Genomic DNA, 20,896 nt, shown 5'->3' with positions numbered 1-20,896 from the left:
TCACCGCTCCACAATACAGCATATTGCCGTAAAATTATCCGGAGCCCCCCGTTCGATCACAACATTCTTCAAGGTTTCGAGATGGTCATCCCATGATTTAGCCTCGGAAAACTCCGCAGCAATCTCCTGATCACTAATTTCATTCGAAAAGCCATCCGTGCACAGAAGAAAAACATCTCCGTCCTGTACTTTAAGTTGGAAACAATCTACATCAATGTTGAGCTCCACACCCAGCGCTCTGGACAAAACATGCTTGTGCGGATGATTTTTGGCTTTCTCCTCCGTCAGCTCTCCGAGGCGGACAAGTTCGTTTACCATGGAATGATCCTCCGACAGGAGCGTGAGGGTCTGATTTCGCCATAAATAAATCCTGCTGTCGCCCACATGGCCAACAACGGCTTTATTGTCATAGATCATCAGAGCAGTCAGGGTTGTTCCCATGCCTTCCGTCCCTTCAGTCCGAAGCGATACCTCGTATACTTCACGGTTGGCCTGATTCACAGCCTGAACGATCCAGTCCTGCATATCCTGAATATCCGAAGATTTTAATTCAGCTGCTTTTTCCTCTAATTGTTCGACCGCGATCCTCGAAGCTATTTCCCCGGCATTATGTCCGCCCATTCCATCGGCCACCGCAAAAAATGACTCCTCCGGCAATATAAGAAAATAATCTTCATTGTTTTTTCTAACACAACCGGTCTCATAAATCCTAACTGCTTTCATTTCCCCACCTCGAATATAGAAAAGTAATGCTGCCTATCTTGATGAAGTCACCGGAAACAAGCTGGACCTGGGAGTTGATCCGTTCTCCGTTCACCCAGGTACCATTCGTGCTCCCAACATCCTCCAGCGTTGTCATCCCTCTGTTATGCTTGAATTCAGCATGATCCAGCGAACAATAATGGTCCGGAACGACGATATCGTTGTGCTTTCCTCTTCCGATGGAAAGCCCCCGGGAATCAATCTTAATCTTGCGTCCTTTGGGTAGCTTTTCAGCTCCGCCTAAGACCTCGATACAGCCAAGATCAGATTCGGTTTTGCTCATGATTCCCCTCGACCTTAAATCGGCCAGCATAACCGTCAATATCCGTAAGAGAAAGAGATAGATAAAACCAACAAATACAATCCTTCCAACTACCGTAAGCATTTGCATTCAATCACCGACTTTACTTATCTACCTGAAATTGAAAATGCGTTTGTCCGGCCTTTATCCTGTCCCCAGGATTTACCATATAGCGGTCAACCCTTAATTTGTTCAGATAGGTACCGTTGGTACTGCCTAGATCCTGAACAAACCACCTTCTATTCTCTGTATAAAGCTTCAAATGGTGACGGGAGATCTCCAGGTCTCTGACTTCGATATCACAATCTTCCTGGCGTCCGACGATATACTCGTCCTTATTAAGATCGTAAATCTCACCTTCATTTGTCCCTTTTATAACTTCGAGATAAGGATGAGTTTTCCTGCTGACTGTTTTGGATGATGCCATGATTAATCTTGCAGCATCCGCCAGAACTGTTGTTTTTTCCATTTCTTCATCTTCCGCAGGCAGTTTTTCTTCGTTAATCCGCCAATTGGCGACAACAGAATCTTTAAACTCAACCTGGGTTTTCATTAAGCCAGCATCAATCTTCTCCGAAGGCTGCATCCGCACAACCGGAAGCGCCAGAAAAGTGTAGCCCTGCCTGGTCCCTTCGTCATAGAGATGTTTGGCCAGCTCCACCAGCAGTGTCTCTCCAAAACTTTCCAAGACCGCATAATCCTCAGGGTTTAAACTTACAGTGTAAACATTCGGGACATAGACATGGGATATGCTGACCTGCTTATTTTTCAGCATTATTTTATTGAGTTCCCTGGCAACCTGAACAGGCTGAATCGTGCCCACCGACTTGCTGAACAAAAATGTAGCCATCTGTTCGGCGATCGATTCAACTTTGTTTAAGAGACGCATACTCCTCACACTCCAAACGCTGTCTAAGCTGACCACAGGCTGCGTCAATGTCCAGGCCTTTTTCTTCTCTGATCGAAACAGGAATCTTGCCCGCCTCGAGAACCCTTTTGAACATCGTTAACCGCTCTTTGCCCGCTCTTTGAACGTCGCTGCCGATTACCGGATTAATGGGGATCAAATTGACATGGGCCAGCATGCCCTTAAGGAGAACGACCAGTTTCTCTGCTTCCTCTTTGGAGACATTCTGTTGGTGTAAAGCAAACTCAAATGTAACTCTTCTGTTCGTCTGATCGGAATAATACCGGCAGGCTTCCAGCAGTTCCTGCAATGGATATCTCCTGTTGATAGGAACCAGCGTATCCCTGACTTCATTTCTGACTGAATGAAGCGATACAGCCAAACCGACTTGCGGGTTGTCCTGTGCCAGTTGAATGATCTTGGGGGCAACACCGCTCGTCGAGATGGTCATTCTCCGCATGCCGATATTCTGACCGTTCTCGCTGTTCAGGATTCGAATCGCTTTCATCACCGCATCATAATTAAGAAAAGGTTCGCCCATCCCCATGAAAACAATATTGGTTACCGTGAATTTCGGGTCCTCCTGCTGAAGCAGCCGACTGATTTCGAGCACCTGGCCGGTGATCTCTCCTGCAGTCAAGTTTCGGCGGAATCCATCCATTCCGGTTGCACAGAAAGGGCATCCCACAGGGCATCCTACCTGAGTCGAGACACATAGAGTGTGTCTGTCCCGGCTTGTCAGATGATCATAGTCCATCAGCACCGTTTCAATGCTTTCTCCATCAGCCAGGCGAAATAAAAACTTCCGGGTCCCATCGGCAGAACGCTGCGCTTTTAAAACAGTCAGCGGCTGGATAAAGAAAACCCTGTCAAGCCGTTCGCTGTCCTGTTTCCCGATATTCATCATTTCATCCCAATGATGAACTCCTCTGGCATTAACCCAGTTGAAAACCTGATTGGCCCTAAACTTTTTCAAGCCGTTTTCGAGGCATACTGCACGCATTTCTCCTTCAAGACAACCGCGGCAATCCAGCTTTTCCATAATTAGTATTATTCTCCCAATTTCATAATCTTAAACATGTTTTTCCGCCAGACGTAAAGCTTTGTCAATTAGAGCACATAGACTTGCTATAAAATCTTCTTGCCGCTCCTTGCCATCCGTAGCATCGCGTCACTAGGCCATCCGTGGCCTTCGAAACTTAGCGATAAAGAATCCATCCATATTGTGATGATGAGGCAGGATCTGCCATACCCCTTTCCGGAGTTGTTTCAGATCTCTCTCCTCTGCTGCAAAAGGCAAACTTCCCGACAAGTCAACGGAAACAAACTCGGGCTTAAGCTGCCGGAAAGCTTTAACCACTTCAAAGTTTTCTTCCGGCTCCATGGTACAGGTCGAATAAACAAGCTCTCCGCCTTCCCGCACATGATCGGCAGCTTTCAGCAGGATTGCCAGCTGGAGTTCTGGCAGTTTGCTGATCTCGTCTTCTCTCTTCTGCCAGCGCAGATCAGCTCTTTTCCTAAGCACACCCAAGCCCGAACAGGGCGCATCAACCAGGACCCGGTCAAACTTCTCTCCGATTCCTTCCAAAATCCGGGCGTCGCCCTCAACAGTTTTTATCATTGTAATTCCGAGCCGCTCGGCTGATTCCTTGATCAAATCAAGCTTTTGGGGATACATATCAACAGCAACAATGGTTCCCTTGTTTTTCATCAATTGCGCCAGATGGGTTGTCTTCCCTCCCGGGGCACTGCAGACATCCAATACGCTGTCCCCTTCCCGCGCTCCCAATAGATGAGCAGCCAACTGAGAACTCTGATCCTGAACCGCGAAATATCCGTTTTGGAATTCCCAAAGTTGGTCCAATCCGCCAAAATCTTTCAGAATTAAGCTTTCCGGTGTGTATTCTCCGTCCGCGACCTCAATTTCCTGACTTTCCAATAAGGTTTTTAGTTCCTGCCTTGTTGTCTTTAGGGTGTTTACACGGATAGAAGTAAGGGAAGGTTCGTTGTTGGCTTTGAGCAAAGCTTCTGTTTCTTCCTGCCCCCACCTTGCCAGCCAGCGCTTGATCATCCATTCAGGATGAGAATATCTGACCGAAAGATAGCGGACCGTTTCCTTCTTTTGGTCTGGCCATTCAAAATTCCAGCCTGTTTCAGCCGCCTTGCGCAGGACACTGTTGACAAGGGGGGAATAGGTTCGGTTCAGTTGATTCATCAGGTCAACACTCTCATTGACCGCGGCGGGCACCGGCACTCTGTCCATGAGTAGTATCTGAAAAACACCGGTCCTTAAAACAGCCCTGACTTCCTGCGGTAATGCGGACATCGGCTTATTCAGATGTTTTCTCAACGCATAATCCAGCGTCAATTTGTTTTTTAATACCCCGTTGACCAAAGCAGTAGCCAGATTCCTGTCCCGGCTCTGAGTCAGTCCTGAAAGCTGGGAACGTAAAAGAAGATTGGCATAGGCCCCTTCTTTTTCGACCCGCGTAAGAATACGCACGGCTATCAGCCGTGCGTTTTGATCGTTTATGCGTTTCCGCCTACGTTTGGTTTTTTCTTCAGTAATAGGGTTATTCTTCTCCGTCATTTTTCTATCCCAATCTTTTTTATTCTCTTGATTCGGTATTAATCATCCCGGCCTTGTGCAATCCACACAAAACGCAGCAAGGTCAGGATCGCAGTCAGTGCTGCGGCGACATAGGTCAGGGCTGCTGCACTGAGCATCTTTCTTGCACCTGTCATCTCTTCTGTATCTTTAATAATGCCGCTGTCTCCCAGAAAAGCTAAGGCTCTGTTACTGGCATTGTATTCAACAGGAAGCGTAACGATCTGGAACAGAACTGCAAACGCAAAAACATAAATCCCAATATCCAACAAGAAGGATATCGACGGCAGGAACAGCCCAAGAAGGATCAAGATGGGTCCTGCCTGACTGCCGAATGAAGCCACTGGCACAAAGGCCGACCTGAGTTTCAACGGAACATAGCTGTCAGCATGCTGCACAGCGTGACCTGTTTCGTGAGCCGCGACAGCCAGCGCTGCAATGGACGTACTGTTATATACACCGCTGCTGAGCCTCACAACATGAGTCCTCGGGTCGTAGTGATCCGTAAGGTTTCCGGCAACCTGCTCTACCTGAACATCATAAAGGCCATTCTCATTCAGCAGCGCTCTGGCCACGTCTGCGCCCGTCGCTCCCGAACTGCTCCTCATTTTGGAATATCTGCCGTAAGCACCACTGATCTTGGCCTGAGCATAGACAGTAAGAATAATCGCTGGAATTAGCAGTATAATCGTGTAATCAAATAAAAACATAATCTTCCTCCTTAAAAAGCTAGACCTGCTCAAATAGCATAGGAGTCATGCTTCTTATGTATAATTCAAGGCACTAAAACAATCATTGTTTAACTATTAGAAGTATATCCATTTATTCTTAGATTTTGCTTAAAAGAAGGAAAGATGAGTGCGATCGTTTACTCAAAACGATCATTTGCTTTAGGTCTGTATCCATTATAAAAGTCCTGGGCACGCATTTTCTTTTTCCCAGCAGGCTGAAGCTCTAAAATTTTTATAATACCTTCCCCGGTCTGAACCAGCAGTCCTCCCTTAGCAAGGGACAAAATGCTTCCCGGCAAAGCGTTTTGCGCAGTCTGTCCGGATAAGGCAGGTTTTCCGGACAGCTCACTTAGCCATATTTTAACCTGTTCTCCCCGGAAAAGGGTAAAAGCACCGGGCCAGGGATTCAGTCCGCGAATCCTGTTATGGATTTTGGCTACGTCCCAGGACCAGTCCACCTGCTCATGTTCTCTTTTCAGAAGCGGTGCATACGAAAATACTTTAGGCTGCGGTACCGGCCGAACGGTCCCATTCTGCAATCCTTCGAGTGTATTAATCAACACCTTTGCGCCGATTTGGGCCAGCGCATCGTAAACTTCACCCGTTGTGGCCTCCGGTACGATTGCATATTCTTTGCTGATAAGCATTGCGCCCGTATCCAGACCTTCATCCATCAGCATGGTTGTAACACCGGTTTTAGACTCTCCGTTCATCACGGCCCAGTGGACCGGAGCTGCTCCGCGATAAGCCGGAAGCAGTGAGGCATGCACGTTAATGCATCCAAAAGGTGGTATTTCCAGAATCTCTTTGGACAGGATTTGTCCGAAAGCGACCACCACAATGCAGTCCGGCTGCAAATCCCTGATCTGGTCGACCGCTTCGGGTGCTTTAATCCTGGCAGGCTGAAATACAGCAAGTCCATACTTTTCAGCCAGTACTTTGACCGGACTCGCTTTCAATTTGTTCCCTCTTCCCGCAGGTTTGTCGGGCTGGGTAAAAACGCCGCCGATTTGATGTCCTGATGCATAGAGCGCCTCCAGGACAGGCACCGCAAAATCCGGTGTTCCCATAAAAACAAGCCGCATCTGACACTGTCACTTCCCGTTCCGTATTCTAAATGCAAAGACTTTCTCTTCGCGCCTTTAGCAAATCTTAGCCATAAATCTTATATCTTATACCCCATATTTTGTCTGCGTGCTACAATTTCAGCGTCAAGCGGACTAAGGTACTACACATTATAAATCTTGTCTGCAATATCGACGAAAAGTATCCCGTCAAGATGGTCTGTTTCGTGCTGCATCGCTCTGGCCAGGAAACCATCGGCATGATATTCCTTCATCTCTCCATTGCGGTCCATGGCCTGAAGCACCACTTCGGCCGCCCGTTTCACCCGGCCAGTCTTATTTGGGACACTTAAACATCCTTCCTCATCTACTTCCGAACCGGTTTTTTTGATAACCATCGGATTGATCAGTTCCAAAAGACCGTCTCCCACGTCGATCACCACAACTCTTTTGGATACGCCGACCTGAGGAGCTGCCAGCCCTACCCCTTTCGCCTCATACATGGTCTCAGCCATATTATCGAGCAATTTAATGATATTCGGGGTAATTTTCTTGACTTCTATTGCTTTTTCCCGCAGGATGTCTTCTCCAATTTTTACTATCTGGTAAACGGCCATTACTGGATCCGCTCCCTTCTCACGCAATTTCTAAAATAATATCCCATAATAAAACCATATAATAGAATTATACATTTCTGAAAGCCTGAAAGCAATTAACACCTTAAGAGCACGTGTCAGGGATGACACAATGGCCGAAAGCGCTACTGTGGCACGCTGACCTACCTCAAATATGTTGTATTTAAGATAGCGGATTCACCTCAATACTGATATTGATCCCTGAGCTGGCCGTTCCAAGATAGAAAGCCCGGACTCCTTGGTGGACGATCCTGCGGAGGACCGCCGGGTTCTTTCCTTTGACCGATACCTGCCAGCGAAATTCATTCTTCAGCCTGGTCAAAACAGCCGGTGCCGGGCCCAGAATCACATATTCCTGATTCAGATCAGCAAGCACCAGACGGATGCTGTTGGCCAGGTCCTGAGCCGCTTTGATTACCCGATCTTCTTTTTCATGAAAAATCATGATCCTGATGATATGAGCAAACGGCGGATAACTTTGCTGTTTGCGGTAAGTGATCTCTTCCCAAAAAAAGGCTGCATAATCCTGTTTGGCTGCCCGCTGGATCGATCTTTCTTCAGGTGAATAGGTCTGGATCACCACTTCGCCGCCTTTAGCCCCACGTCCTGCCCTGCCAGCAACCTGAGTCAGCAGCTGGAAAGCTCGTTCTCTGGATCGAAAGTCGGGCATATTGAAAAGCTGGTCGGCAGAGATTACACCGACAAGGGTAACGTTCGGGAAATCCAGCCCTTTAGCCAGCATTTGGGTCCCGACAAGAATCGGAACCTCTCCGCTGCGAAACCGTTCTAGAATTCTATTGTACTCCCGAGAACCGGAGGTCGTATCGGTATCCAGCCGTAAGACTTCAACTCCTGGGAACAAAGCGGAAACCTCTTCTTCAACTTTTTGAGTTCCCTGGCCGAAGAAACGGATAAATCGGCTGTTGCATTCCGGGCAGCGGTGAAAAACATCCTGTTGATAATTGCAGTAGTGACAACACAGCTGCTGATTATGACTGTGATATGTCAGGGAAACATCACAATGTGGGCAGCGTGCGACATACCCGCATTCACGGCAAAATACAAAAGTGGAATAACCTCTGCGGTTCAGAAAAAGGATACTTTGTTCTCCGTTGTCGATTCTCTCCTGAAGCTTGTTTCTGAGTACCATGGAAAACATTGTTTTATTGCCGCTGGCCAGTTCCTGTTTCATATCCACAATATCGACAGCGGGTAAAGCCCGTTGATTGAAGCGTTCTTCCAGTGACACAAGACCAATCTTATCCCTTTGGGCCGCCGCATACGCTTCCAGGGATGGGGTAGCGCTGCCCAGAAGTACAAGCCCGCCTCTGTCTTCCATCCTTTTCCGTGCGACGTCCCGCGCATGATATTTTGGGTTTTCATCCTGTTTATAAGCGTTATCGTGTTCCTCATCCAGTATGATCAGTTTAAGGTTTGACAGAGGCGCAAAAACAGCGGAGCGCGCTCCGATAATAACGCGCTTATTCCGTTGCAGAATTTGCTCCCAAATTGCTAGTTTATCGCCGGAGCTGATGCCTGAATGAATAATTCCGACAATATCTCCGAACTGTTCCAGAAATATTCTAGAGATCTGAGAAGTAAGTGAAATCTCAGGTACAAGCAGAATAACATCGCCGCCTTCAGCCAGTACCTTTGCCACCAGCTCTTTATAAATCTCTGTCTTGCCACTGCCGGTTATCCCATGGATCAAAACCGTCCCGCCATCATTTTTATTGCGAAACGCCAGAATATCCTGGAAAGCTTTTTCCTGGGCAGGACTTAATGTGCCTGTAATGTGCCAAACGGAACCAGCTGTTATCTGCTCAATATTGTTTCTTGTATCGGCGTCTATGTCTTTATCTGTGTCTATATCAATTTTATTCTCTATGTTATTTTTTTTTCTTTCATTCATGTCGGGACTGCCTGCTTTTGCGGAAAACCGGATTTCTTTTTTGATCCATCCCTGCTTAAGCATATCCTCAAGCAGTTCTTTCTTCGCTCCGCTTCTTTTTAGCAGGACATTTTCCGGCAGACCTCCCCGGCGCGACCTGTTAAGGGTTTTTAAGACCTGAAATGTATCCGGATCGAGAAGCTCCAAAACTTTAACGTCCTCATCGTCCATGCTGGCCATGGAAGTCATCCAGGTTTCTCCCTTTCCCTTTAAAAAAGGCCACACTGAATGAAGGGCTTGCGCTTTTGGGCAGATCGTCGTCTCCGAAAGCCAGCAGGCCAATTCTATGAGCTCCAGTGGAATTAGATAGTTTTCCTCCAAGACCGCTTCTATGCTGCGGAATTTGGGCTCACCGTCGAGTTCAGGCGGGTCGGAACTGATACTGACAACGAGGCCCCGGACTTTTCTGTACTTAAGCGGGACAACCACCATCATCCCCAAATGAATTACGAGATTGTCCGGAATGTAATAATGAAAACTCTGATCAAGACGCCTGTTGGCGACATCGATCAGCACCTCTGCGTATCCGCTCAATTTCAAGGCTCCTCCCTGCTGATGTCAAAAAATTGGATGTATCAATTATAGCAGATAACCCGTCATCTATTCATGCGGAAAAATCTCTGATATGACGGCGTTCCTCGGGCGTCAGCCTAAACTGTTCCATAATGAATTCATCTAGGATTTCAAACTGATCTTCCCCAACGATGATTCGGTCTGTTAATTGCAGGATATGGTCAATCACTGCCTGTTCCCATAAGGGCAGCGGAAGTAGTTCCAGATCTCCCCGGAGCACTTTCAGGGTATGAAATTTCTTGCGGAAAAGGAATTGATAAAGGCTGCTGTTAAATAAAGCAAGAATTAATTTCACCGGATAGTTTCCTGGTTCGGGGATCAGGATATTGGCACTGTTCAGGGTAAGACTGCCCTGATCATCATAGGCAAAAACAAGTCTTTCAGAAATGAAACGGTAAATCAGTTTCTCCGCCGCCCTATATTTTTGCTCCGGTGCTGTTTGCTGGAACTTGTCCGGCTGAAACCGTAAAAAAGAAGACGGCTTCTTCAGAACGAACCTGTCCACATCCGAGCCCTTGTAGACCGGCTCAGCACCCGGCCCGTTCATCTGAAGCAGGTATCTCCGATTATCTCCGGTGACGATTCCCAAGGCCCAGCCGGCCTTATCTTTCAGGTAAGTATGTCTGGTCGAATAGACCTTGCTGAAAATAACTTCCTCCTGGCTGCTCAGGTAAATATCGAAAATGTGCCAGTCATTACTCCGAAACCTTTCCTGAGAAACCAGGTATTCCTGTTCCGGGAATTTCACCAGAACTTGGTCCTGCACCGATGGCAAGGCTTTTCTGAGATCGAGGCGGACCACGGCTGAGAAGACATTTTTAAATCTCCTGCCCAGATATTCGATCCTGATGATCTGGCAATTCTCAAGCAAATATCCTCTGATATCGGCATGAGCACGGATGTTCAGAATGGATTCTGGCAGAATAAATGAGATAACCCCTCCGTCTTTCAGCAGATCAAGACTCGCCCTGAGAAAATAAGAAAAGGACTCCCCAGAAGTTATTTCTGGAAACTCCACAGCCATTTTCTGGCGGACACCCAGATCAATCTCCGCTCCCCACGGAGGGTTCGTGGCGACAAAATCAAATTTCCCGAAAGCAGAAGATTCCCGTCGCATATCGGTTAAAGTATTGCAGTGAATAACGTTAGGCTGAAAATCCCGGGAACATGTCAACAGAAGATTGAGTCTGGCAATCCTTACCGATGTCAGATCGAGGTCCATCCCGTAGATGTTTTCGGGTTCGTCCATATTCCGGGCAAAGGATAAAAGATACTGTCCCGTGCCGCAGCAAGGATCAAGCACCTTCTGTCCGCTGCGGATATAAGCCCGGACAGCGTCATACGCAATGCCTGGTGGGGTAAAGTAAGAACCAAGGCGAGCTTTATTTCCCTCCATGGTCAGTGATTGATAGATGACACCGAGTATATCTTCTTCTAAAGAAAAACGGATGTTAAAAAGATATTCAAGGTGCTGTGAATCCGGCCTGCCGTACGAAAACTTCAAAGAAGATTCTAAAGAAGATTTTTTAGATGTCCTGAGTATATCCTGATAAAAATTCTTCAGCTCTATGCGGACATGCTGTCGCTGGAAAATAGCTTCCGGGAAATCAATAATTTGTTTCAGGTCGTCGGACAATATGTCTCCCGATCTCCGAAAAAAATTCAAAGCCAGAATGAAGACTGCCCATCCCCGGTCTATGTTGTGCCGGAGCAGATAAGCCAATAGATCCATGATCTGCTTACGTGTTCTTTCGTTTGGGATGTATTCTGTCGGGACAAATCGTTTATCAGCACCGGCTTTGTTTGCTCTTTTTCTTAAGCGGTCAAGCTCTCCCTGCGCAATCCGTTCCCGAAGTAGGAGCACCTCATCAAGATCAAAGACCTTTCCGTCAGGATCAGAAGGATGGAGATAGCCATGCCGGACCCAGTTGCGGATACTTGGCACAGATACCCCCAGAATTTCAGCGATTAACTTTGAATCAATTCGATGATTATCCATTTCTGCAGTCCTGTCGCTTTAGATTAATCCAGGTTGCCTACCTTCCTGGTTTCCTGGCTGTTCACCGCATAGAAAAGAGAATCGAGGTTGCGGACTAAGTCCTTCGCAATCTGCGGTTTGTTCATTGTATAGATATGGACACCGTCAATATCATTCGCAAGCAATTCCACAATTTGTTTGGTCGCGTAAGCAATACCGGCATCTTTTAAAGCTTCCATGTTATGCTCAAATTTGTCAAGTATTTTAATCAGTTTTTGCGGCATCCGTGCATTCGACAGTGCTAATATTCTTTCAATCTGAACCCGATTAGTGATTGGCATGATCCCTGCCAGAATCGGAACATTGATGTTTAGCTTAGCAACTTTTTCCTGGAAACGAAAAAAGGCGTCATTGTCATAGAACAACTGTGTAACAAGAAACCCGACTCCGGCATCCACTTTCCGCCGAAGGTTTTCAATATCCTGGTCTTTATCGGGGCACTCGGGATGGCCTTCCGGATAACAAGCGCCGCCCAGACAGAAAGAATGTTTGTTCTGGATATACGCGACAAGATCGGAAGCATATTGAAAATCCCTTACCCTGCCGGTCTCTTCCGAACCCTTTGGAATATCTCCCCGTAACGCGAGAATATTGGAGACATTGCTGTCTGCCAGCTGCGTCAGTGTTCCCTCAATTTGTTCTTTGGAAGAGGTAATACAGGTCAGATGGGCCAAAGAATTAATGTTGTATTTATTCTCAACAATGGATGCAATTTCTGCGGTCGTTTTGCTGGTACTTCCTCCGGCACCGTAGGTAACACTGATAAAATCAGGACGGAGCGGTGCCAGAGCATCAATCGTATCGTAAATGACCTCTATAGATAAAGTAAGCTTTGGTGGGAAAATCTCAAAAGATACGACCTTTTTCTGTTGGAACAATTCGCTGATAAACATTCTAAAACCTCCTTCATCTTTAATACAATCCCAAACTCATTCAATTCCGGTTGGAATAAGCTCCGGAATTGGATCATCACATGTTGAGTCCTTTAATCCCTATGTCGGTGCGGAAATGGGCATCAGGAAAATCGATGCTGTCCACTAGTGCATAGACATTCTCCCTGGCTGCCGCGATGGATGCATCACGGACGGTAACTCCAAGTACCCGGCCGCCTGAGCTGACCAGTTTTCCGTCTTCCATCTCCGTGCCGGCATGGAAAACTACCTGGTTTTCTTGGGTCACCGTAAGACTGATCGGAATCCCCTTCCTGTATTCACCCGGATAACCTGGAGCTGCCATGACCACACACAGCGCGGTGCCATCGTGCCATTCGACTTTGACTTCGGACAGTTTCCCGTCGATACATGCTTCGAAGATTGGGATCAAGTCCGACTTGAGCAGGGTCATCACAACCTGTGTCTCAGGATCACCGAACCGGACATTGTATTCCAGGAGTTTTGGGCCTTTGGCCGTAATCATTAAGCCTAAAAACAGTACGCCGGTAAATGGGGTTCCTCTTTGGCGCATAACAGAAAGCGTCGGCTGAGCGATCGTATCGATAACTTCCTGTTCCAATGCTTTGGTCCAGAAAGGAGGCGGAGAATAAGTCCCCATTCCGCCTGTATTTAACCCCATATCCCCGTCGAGTGCTCTCTTGTGATCCTGAACGGGGGTCATCGGGAGAGCCTTTTCACCGTCGCAAAAGCACAGCAGACTGACCTCCTGCCCCTCCAGAAATTCTTCTACCACGACCTTGTCTCCGGCAGCACCAAAGGCCCCACCCATAATGGTCTCGATACCTTCAAACGCCTCTTCCAGTGTAGCTGCCACAATAACCCCTTTACCTGCTGCCAGACCATCCGCTTTAATGACAATCGGAGCGCCGGTTTGTCTGATGTATCTTTCTGCTTCGCTCTTCTCGGTAAAAGTCCGGTAGTCTGCTGTCGGGACCTTCGCCTGTACCATAATTTCCTTGGCAAAAGCTTTGCTGCTTTCAAGTGTCGCCGCCGCTCCGGACGGGCCAAATACTCTGAGACCTGCAGCCTGAAAAGCGTTGACAATTCCCAGACTAAGCGGTTCCTCAGGACCAACAACCGTAAGATCAATCCCTTCATCCTTGGCAAAGTCAACCAAAGCGTCAAGTTCATTGGCCTTGATCGGGACATTCCATTGCTCTGTTCCTGCGTTACCCGGAGCTACAAAGAGTTTCTGACAAGAAGTGCTCTGATTGATTTTCCAGGCAAGAGCATGCTCCCTTCCTCCTGAGCCTACAATCAAAATTTTCTTCCCGTCTTTTTGACAACCAGACAAGTCAGCCATCGTTTTCCCACCTCAATAAGTAATATTTATTCTTAGTGCTCAAAATGCCTTCTTCCGGTATGGAGAATAATCATCCCAAGCCTGTTGGCTGTTTCAATCACTTCTTTGTCCCGGATAGAACCACCGGGATGAACAATGGCTTTGATCCCATGGGAATGGGCCAGTTCGACCGTATCCGGGAACGGGAGGTAAGCATCCGAAGCCATATAGGCACCCTGTGCTTTTTCTGCAGCCTGCTCAAGCGCAATTTTCGCCGAGCCGACTCTGTTCATCTGGCCGGCTCCAACACCGATGACCTGTCTCTTCGCCGAAATGACGATCGCATTGGATTTGACATGCTTGCAGGCTTTCCAGGCAAACTCCAGTTCCGCCAAATCATCTTCAGTCGGCTTGGCTTCTGTAACGACTTCCCATTCGACAGACGGTGTCGTCCCTTCATCCTCATCCTGAACCAGAAAACCGCCGTTTACTGTACGGATTTTCCAACCCCGGGTCTTACCGCATGCTTCCCTGCCAACTGCGAACAGACGAAGGTTAACTTTCACAGCCAAAATTTCCTTCGCCCGCGGGCTGAAATCCGGAGCAATGACCACTTCGTAGAATTTCTCTTTAATCGCTTCAGCTGTGGCCTCATCTACCACGCGGTTAAGTGCAATAATTCCGCCGTACGCCGAGACCGGATCCGCTTCCAGCGCTCTTTGATAAGCTTCCAGCAGTGAGTTCCCAAGCGCAACACCACATGGATTGGTATGTTTAATGATTACACAGACTGTCTTGTCATATTCCATAGCGATTTTCCAGGCCGCGTCCATGTCCATCCAGTTATTATAGGACAGCTCCTTGCCCTGGAGCTGCTGGCCATAAGCAAGTGTCCCTTTTCCGGCCTCCGGGTCTGCATAAAAGGCCGCCAGCTGCCCGGGATTTTCTCCATAGCGAAGATCCTGCACCTTCGCCGCCACGAGACGAAGATGCTGGGGAAAAGAGGCTTTTGTACCGATTTGACCTTCCAGATATCCAGCAATCAGACGGTCATATTCCGCCGTATGCGCAAACGCTTCGGCTGCAAGTTCCTTCCGCAAGGCCAATGGGATTAGACCGTTCTCCCTGAGGCTCTCAATCACCCTGCCGTAGTTTTCCGGATTGACGATAATGGTTACTCTATTGTGATTTTTCGCAGCTGAACGGACCATGGTCGGTCCGCCGATATCAATATTCTCGATCGCTTCTTCGAAGGTAACCCCTTCTTTGGCAATCGTTTCTCTGAAAGGGTAAAGATTTACGCAAACCAAATCAATAAAATCAATTCCGTTTTCCGCGCACTGCGCCCGGTGTTTCTCAGTATCCATTGCCAGGATTCCGCCGTGAATCTTCGGATGCAAGGTTTTTACCCTGCCATCAAGAATTTCCGGAAACCCTGTAATTTCACTGACATAACGAACAGGAATATCCGCTTCTTTCAATGTCTTATACGTACCGCCTGTTGAAATCAGTTCAAACCCCTCGGCAACAAGGCCTTCGGCAAATTCCACAATACCCGTTTTGTCCGAAACACTGATCACTGCCTTTTTCGCCATCATGTCCAACCCCCTATCATCATTTCTCAAAATAACTCCTCAGAACAATACTCAGAATTATCCTATAGAATAATATCCCGGAATAATCCTTGATATCGCCAATACATTAGTGCCATGTCAGCCCTAAATCTTATATATCCTAACGGCATATTTTTCCTAATACTGCGTTCGTTATATGATAATTTTACGCGCGATTATGAGTCTCTGAGGACGATCACTCTTCTTCCCTCTCGTTTTATCTTCCCATTCGCAATCAGTCTGACTGCCTCTGGATATATCGTGTGCTCAACTTTCAGAATTCTTGCAGCCAGCTGGTCGGCATCATCCTCAGCAAAAACCGGCACCGTCTCCTGCAGGATAATCGGTCCGGAATCCATTCCCTCGTCCACAAAATGCACCGTGCAGCCGCTGACTTTAACACCATATTCCACTGCCTGTTTTTGGGGATGTAAGCCCGGAAAAGACGGCAGCAGCGAAGGATGGATGTTCAGAATCGGATATTCGGCCCTGCGGATAAAATCCGAGCTTAACACCTGCATGTAACCGGCCAGAATCAGCAGTTCCGTACCGATGACTTCAAGCCAGTTTAAGATATCCGTTTCCTGAGAGCTATTGTCTGCATAGCTTTCCCTCGGAAAAGTCCGGACCTGAATACCGAATCTTTCTGCCCTAGTCAGGGCCTCTGCGTCTATTTTATTCGAACCTACGCCGACAAATTCTACAGGGAGCTGGCCATCCTGCCATTCGTCCAGCAAGGCTTGCAGGTTGCTGCCACGCCCTGAAGCGAGTACGGCTGCTTTCATCGATAGCTCACTCCTTGACCGGAAATCACACTGCCTATCCTGATCGGCTCTTCGCCGTTTGCAGCCAGAATATCCATGGCCTGCTTTTCATCTTCAGGATGAATGATCAGAACAAACCCGATTCCCATATTAAACGTCCTTAACATTTCCTCATCTTCAACATTGCCAAGCTTCTGCATTAATTCAAATACCGGCGGAACTTGCCACGTGGAAGTGACGATCTCCGTTCCGAGTCCGGACGACAGAACCCTTGGAATATTTTCAGTCAGACCGCCACCGGTAATATGTACCATACCCGGAACAGCAATCTTGTCCAGAAGCGCCAGCACTGACTTTACATAGATTCTGGTCGGGGTGATCAATACTTCCCCGAGCGGTCTCCCGAGTTCGGGGAATACCTTGTCAAGGGGGTATTCCGCAAAAATCTTACGGACCAAAGAAAAGCCGTTGCTGTGCAGTCCGCTGGACTTCAATCCCAGAAGGATATCCCCTTCGCGGATGTCCGAGCCGTCAATCAGCTTGTCCCTGTTCACCGCACCGACAGCGAAGCCAGCAATATCATATTCTTCTTCAGCGTAGAAACCGGGCATCTCAGCAGTCTCTCCGCCAATCAGTGCACAGCCTGCCAGACGGCAGCCTTCGGCCACGCCGCCTACAATGGAAGCAATTCTTTCCGGAACCAGTTTCCCTACCGCAAGATAATCCAGAAAAAACAATGGCTCGGCGCCCTGGACCAGAACATCATTCACGCACATCGCAACAGCGTCCTGGCCGATGGTATCATGCTTATCCAACTGAAAAGCCAGCCGCAATTTTGTTCCGACACCATCCGTACCGGAAACCAGCACGGGATCAGAATATTTTTGCAGATCCAGACTGAACAATCCGCCGAATCCGCCGAGTCCCCCTAAAACTCCGGGCCGCCAGGTTGCAGCTACCGCAGGCTTAATTTTCTCTACAGCTTCATTTCCGGCCTGGATATCCACACCGGCATCTTTATAGGTAATTCCCATGATTACTCCTCCTAACGGCTAGTTTAACACTCCATGTCTTCTTTGGAAAACTTCTTCGGGACAGTGGTCGGATAATCACCGTTAAAACAGGCCAGACAAACTGAATCACTACCCAAAGCCTTTTTCAGCCCTTCCTCCGACAGATAGTACAGGGTGTCCGCCCCGACAAACCTGCGAATTTCATCGATGTTCATTTGATTAGCAATCAATTTTTCCCTTTCGGCCGTATCGATGCCATAATAGCAGGAATACTTCACCGGAGGTGAGCTGATCAGAAGATGAACCTCCTTGGCGCCGCATCCTTTGACCATCTCGACAAGCTTGGAGCTTGTTGTCCCCCTGACAATCGAATCATCGATCATCACAACCCTGCGTCCATGGATGACCTGCTTGTTGGCATTCAGCTTAATCCGGACAGCAACTTCTCTTAACTCCTGCGTGGGCTGAATGAACGTCCGTCCAACATACCTGTTTTTGAGCAGCCCCTCCTCAAAAGGGATACCCAGCGTTTGGGCATAGCCCAGGGCGGCCGGTGTCCCGGAGTCCGGAACCGGAATAATCACATCAGCCTCAATCGGGCATTCTTTCGCCAGCTGAACACCCATTTGCCTCCTGCTTTCCCAGACATTCAGATTATCCAGTGTACTGTCAGGCCGCGCGAAATAAATATATTCAAAAGAGCAGGGGGCAATCCGTTCCTGCGGCGTACCGAAACGGGTATGAAGCCCTGCGTCGTCGATCGTCACGACTTCTCCTGGTTTAACGTCCCTGACAAATTCCGCACCGATCGTATCGAGCGCACAGCTTTCGGAAGCGAAACAGTACCGCTCTCCCAGCCGTCCGATGCACAAGGGCCTCAGGCCATGGGGATCTCTCGCCCCGACAATTTTGTCTTCAGCCATGATCAGCAGTGCGTAGGCTCCCTTGATATCAATCATCGTTTTGATAATCGCATCTTCCAGGCTATGCCTGCGGTAACGCGCAATCATATTTAGAATCACTTCGCTGTCAATGGTTGTCTGAAAGACTGTTCCCTGACTGCCAAGCTCCTGTCTGATTTCTACGGCGTTCGTCAGATTTCCGTTATGCGCCAGCGCCATCATTCCGTTCTGGAAATGAACAACCAGCGGCTGTGCATTCGATAACAGGCTTGAACCCGTCGTTGAATACCGGACATGTCCAATCGCCATCTTCCCTTGCAGTCCTGCGAGTAAATCAGGCGAGAATACCTCAGATACCAAGCCCATTCCTTTTTCTACAACGATTTTTCTTCCATCGGAAACAGCAATCCCCGCACTTTCCTGTCCCCTGTGCTGCAACGCATAAAGGCCATAATAAGTCAGACGGGCAATTTCCTTTTCAGGAGCAAAGATTCCGAAGAGACCACACTCCTCTTTGGGCTTGTCATCCCAGAGCAAATCCACAGTCAAGAACTCCTTTCATCTACTGTATATACTGTCTCTGTCCTCTAGCAGTTATGTTTCCAGCATTGTATTTTTAGCAATCGCTTTAAGCATTTTCTAGAGCGTCCTTCAGACGGGTATAGACTTCGGCATACGCTTCTTCAATCTTGCCAAGATCCCGGCGGAAACGGTCCTTGTCCAGCTTTTCTCCGGTATCTTTGTCCCAGAAGCGGCAAGTGTCCGGAGAAATCTCATCTCCGAGCATGACTTTGCCGTCAATCAGACCGAACTCCAGCTTATAGTCAACCAGGTCAATCCCGGCCTTGGCAACAATTTTGGTCATAAGCTCATTGACCTTCAAAGCAATTTCCTTCATTTTGTTGATTTGTTCGATCGTTGCCCATCCCATCGCAAGCGCATGGGTTTCATTGACCATCGGATCACCGAGCGCGTCGTCCTTATAATAAAGCTCAAGCACAGGCGAAGCCAGGGAATAGCCCTCTTCTTTGCCAACCTTCTTTACGAGACTGCCGGCAACAATATTGCGGACAACAATTTCCAGCGGAACCATCTGCAGGCGCCGGACAATTTGTTCCCTGTCACTTAAAAGCTCAACAAAATGTGTATCGACGCCATTCTTTTGAAGATAGGAAAACATCATCGCGGACATCTTGTTGTTGATAATCCCTTTGTCAACAATGGTACCCTTTTTTATCCCGTTAAAGGCAGTTGCATCATCTTTGTACTCGACCCAGAAAACATTTTTGTCATTCGTATCATAGATTTTTTTGGCTTTGCCTTCATACAGCATTGCGAGCTTTTCCATATCATAACCCTCCAGTAATAATGTCTAAATTTACATCCATATTCAATTTTCATCGTTTAATAAACCGTTCGAGTTTAAGGCTACCTATAACAATGTGATTTAAATAGGTAATTTCCAAAAAGTTGATATTATGTTTATTATTTCAGTAGTCCGACTCTGCGGAAAATATAGTCAATGTTTTTCGTATGATACTCATAATCAAACAGCGCATCAACTTCTTCTTTGGTTAGGAACTGCATGATCTCAGCATCCTGAAGCACATAATCCTTAAACGGCACCTTGGTATCCCAGGCTCTCATTGCATTTTTCTGTACCAGCGCGTAGGATGTTTCCCTGCTCATGCCCTTATCGACCAGCGACAGCATAACCCTTTGGGAGAAGATCAGACCATAGACCTTTTCAATATTTGTCATCATCTGTTCCGGGGACACTCTTAATCCTTCCAAAGTCTGAATCATCTTATGCAGCATATAATCCAGCGCAATGGTGCTGTCAGGAAGGATCACGCGTTCAGCTGAGGAATGGGATATATCTCTTTCATGCCAGAGTGCGACATTTTCAAAAGCGACCTGGGCATTCCCGCGGATTAGGCGGGCCATTCCGCAAATTCTTTCCGAAATAACCGGATTTTTCTTATGCGGCATCGCTGAAGAGCCTTTTTGTCCCTTACCAAAAGGTTCTTCGACCTCATGGACGTCCGTCCGCTGCAGATTACGAATTTCCGTGGCAATCTTATCAAGTGAAGAAGCGATTCCGGCCAACACGCCTACATAGAATGCATGCCTGTCCCTCTGGATAATCTGGGTTGACACTGGAGCCGGCTTTAAGCCCAGGCTCTCACAGACCCATTCTTCCACGGCAGGATCAACGTTCGCAAACGTGCCGACTGCACCCGAAATCTGGCCTACCCGAATCTCTTCGCGCGCATATTTCAGCCGCTCCCTCTGCCGTTTCATTTCGTCATACCAGAGTGCGAATTTCAGGCCGAATGTAATCGGTTCGGCATGAATCCCGTGCGATCTTCCCATTTGCAGCGTATCTTTGTATTCGAGGGCTTTTCTGCCCAAAACATCAATCAGCTTATCCATCTTCTCGAGCAGGATATCGGAAGCCTCAACCAGCTGCAGCGAGAGCGATGTATCCAGTACATCGGAAGAGGTCAGTCCGAGATGTATATATTTGGCTTCATCGCCGACGTTCTCAGCGACATTGGTCAAAAAGGCCAATACGTCGTGCTGGGTGACTTCTTCAATTTCCTTGACCCTGTCCCAGGAAAAAGCGGCCTTCTGACGGATTACTTCGACAGCCTCTTGCGGGATCTTTCCTTTTTTCGCCCATCCTTCGCAGGCTGCAATTTCTATCTTCAGCCAGAGCGTTAGACGGTATTCATCTTGCCATAGTCTCCCCATAGCGGGAAGCGTGTACCTTTCTATCACAGAAATTCTCCTTTA

General features: G+C 47.8%; 18 protein-coding genes. All 18 read right to left on the bottom strand.

All coding sequences use genetic code 11. From position 1 onward, the window contains the following. Positions 1–723: a Stp1/IreP family PP2C-type Ser/Thr phosphatase gene (locus tag A7D23_RS00210; RefSeq protein WP_015044222.1), complete on the bottom strand. Its 723-nt coding sequence runs from the start codon at positions 721–723 to the stop codon at positions 1–3. Continuing rightward, a complete protein-coding gene (locus A7D23_RS00205) occupies positions 710–1,153 on the bottom strand; it encodes an FHA domain-containing protein (RefSeq protein ID WP_015044223.1) in 444 nt (147 codons plus the stop codon). The genes A7D23_RS00210 and A7D23_RS00205 overlap by 14 nt, the downstream gene beginning before the upstream one ends. 13 nt (positions 1,154–1,166) lie before the next feature. Further along, positions 1,167–1,952, bottom strand: a complete 786-nt coding sequence (locus A7D23_RS00200) for an FhaA domain-containing protein (protein WP_015044224.1) — start codon at positions 1,950–1,952, stop codon at positions 1,167–1,169. Further along, positions 1,930–3,021, bottom strand: a complete 1,092-nt coding sequence (rlmN, locus tag A7D23_RS00195) for a 23S rRNA (adenine(2503)-C(2))-methyltransferase RlmN (RefSeq protein ID WP_176714374.1) — start codon at positions 3,019–3,021, stop codon at positions 1,930–1,932. Before rlmN ends, A7D23_RS00200 begins: the two co-directional genes overlap by 23 nt. A 123-nt stretch (positions 3,022–3,144) precedes the next feature. After that, entirely contained in the window at positions 3,145–4,560 is a 1,416-nt protein-coding gene (gene rsmB / locus A7D23_RS00190; protein WP_015044226.1) for a 16S rRNA (cytosine(967)-C(5))-methyltransferase RsmB, read from the bottom strand. 38 nt (positions 4,561–4,598) lie between these two features. Beyond that, positions 4,599–5,288, bottom strand: coding sequence for a zinc metallopeptidase (locus tag A7D23_RS00185; protein WP_015044227.1), 690 nt, complete (start codon positions 5,286–5,288; stop codon positions 4,599–4,601). 158 nt (positions 5,289–5,446) lie between these two features. After that, positions 5,447–6,394, bottom strand: a complete 948-nt coding sequence (gene fmt / locus A7D23_RS00180) for a methionyl-tRNA formyltransferase (RefSeq protein WP_019226409.1) — start codon at positions 6,392–6,394, stop codon at positions 5,447–5,449. 143 nt (positions 6,395–6,537) lie between these two features. Next, positions 6,538–6,990, bottom strand: coding sequence for a peptide deformylase (def, locus tag A7D23_RS00175; RefSeq protein WP_019226408.1), 453 nt, complete (start codon positions 6,988–6,990; stop codon positions 6,538–6,540). Positions 6,991–7,171: 181 nt separating this feature from the next. Then, positions 7,172–9,493, bottom strand: a complete 2,322-nt coding sequence (priA, locus tag A7D23_RS00170) for a primosomal protein N' (RefSeq protein WP_019226407.1) — start codon at positions 9,491–9,493, stop codon at positions 7,172–7,174. 70 nt (positions 9,494–9,563) lie between these two features. Beyond that, on the bottom strand, positions 9,564–11,531 hold the full coding sequence (locus A7D23_RS00165; RefSeq protein ID WP_025205361.1) for an N-6 DNA methylase: 1,968 nt from the start codon (positions 11,529–11,531) through the stop codon (positions 9,564–9,566). 23 nt (positions 11,532–11,554) lie between these two features. Then, complete coding sequence (gene metF / locus A7D23_RS00160; RefSeq protein ID WP_068882884.1) at positions 11,555–12,463, bottom strand: methylenetetrahydrofolate reductase [NAD(P)H]; 909 nt, start codon at positions 12,461–12,463, stop codon at positions 11,555–11,557. A gap of 76 nt (positions 12,464–12,539) precedes the next feature. Continuing rightward, complete coding sequence (gene purD, locus A7D23_RS00155) at positions 12,540–13,826, bottom strand: phosphoribosylamine--glycine ligase (protein WP_019226404.1); 1,287 nt, start codon at positions 13,824–13,826, stop codon at positions 12,540–12,542. Positions 13,827–13,858: 32 nt separating this feature from the next. Next, positions 13,859–15,400, bottom strand: a complete 1,542-nt coding sequence (gene purH, locus A7D23_RS00150; RefSeq protein ID WP_025205360.1) for a bifunctional phosphoribosylaminoimidazolecarboxamide formyltransferase/IMP cyclohydrolase — start codon at positions 15,398–15,400, stop codon at positions 13,859–13,861. 194 nt (positions 15,401–15,594) lie between these two features. After that, on the bottom strand, positions 15,595–16,203 hold the full coding sequence (gene purN, locus A7D23_RS00145; RefSeq protein ID WP_019226402.1) for a phosphoribosylglycinamide formyltransferase: 609 nt from the start codon (positions 16,201–16,203) through the stop codon (positions 15,595–15,597). After that, a complete protein-coding gene (gene purM / locus A7D23_RS00140) occupies positions 16,200–17,216 on the bottom strand; it encodes a phosphoribosylformylglycinamidine cyclo-ligase (RefSeq protein ID WP_019226401.1) in 1,017 nt (338 codons plus the stop codon). The genes purN and purM overlap by 4 nt, the downstream gene beginning before the upstream one ends. A gap of 23 nt (positions 17,217–17,239) precedes the next feature. Then, entirely contained in the window at positions 17,240–18,640 is a 1,401-nt protein-coding gene (gene purF / locus A7D23_RS00135; protein WP_019226400.1) for an amidophosphoribosyltransferase, read from the bottom strand. 85 nt (positions 18,641–18,725) lie between these two features. Beyond that, the gene (gene purC, locus A7D23_RS00130) at positions 18,726–19,445 is read right to left on the bottom strand and encodes a phosphoribosylaminoimidazolesuccinocarboxamide synthase (RefSeq protein WP_019226399.1); all 720 of its coding nucleotides are present in this window, start codon (positions 19,443–19,445) and stop codon (positions 18,726–18,728) included. Between the two features lie 137 nt (positions 19,446–19,582). Then, the gene (gene purB / locus A7D23_RS00125; protein WP_019226398.1) at positions 19,583–20,881 is read right to left on the bottom strand and encodes an adenylosuccinate lyase; all 1,299 of its coding nucleotides are present in this window, start codon (positions 20,879–20,881) and stop codon (positions 19,583–19,585) included. Positions 20,882–20,896: the final 15 nt, after the last annotated feature.

The organism is Dehalobacter sp. TeCB1 (assembly GCF_001707455.1).
Lineage (GTDB): Bacteria > Bacillota > Desulfitobacteriia > Desulfitobacteriales > Syntrophobotulaceae > Dehalobacter > Dehalobacter restrictus.
This window is presented reverse-complemented; position numbering and strand designations above follow the sequence as displayed.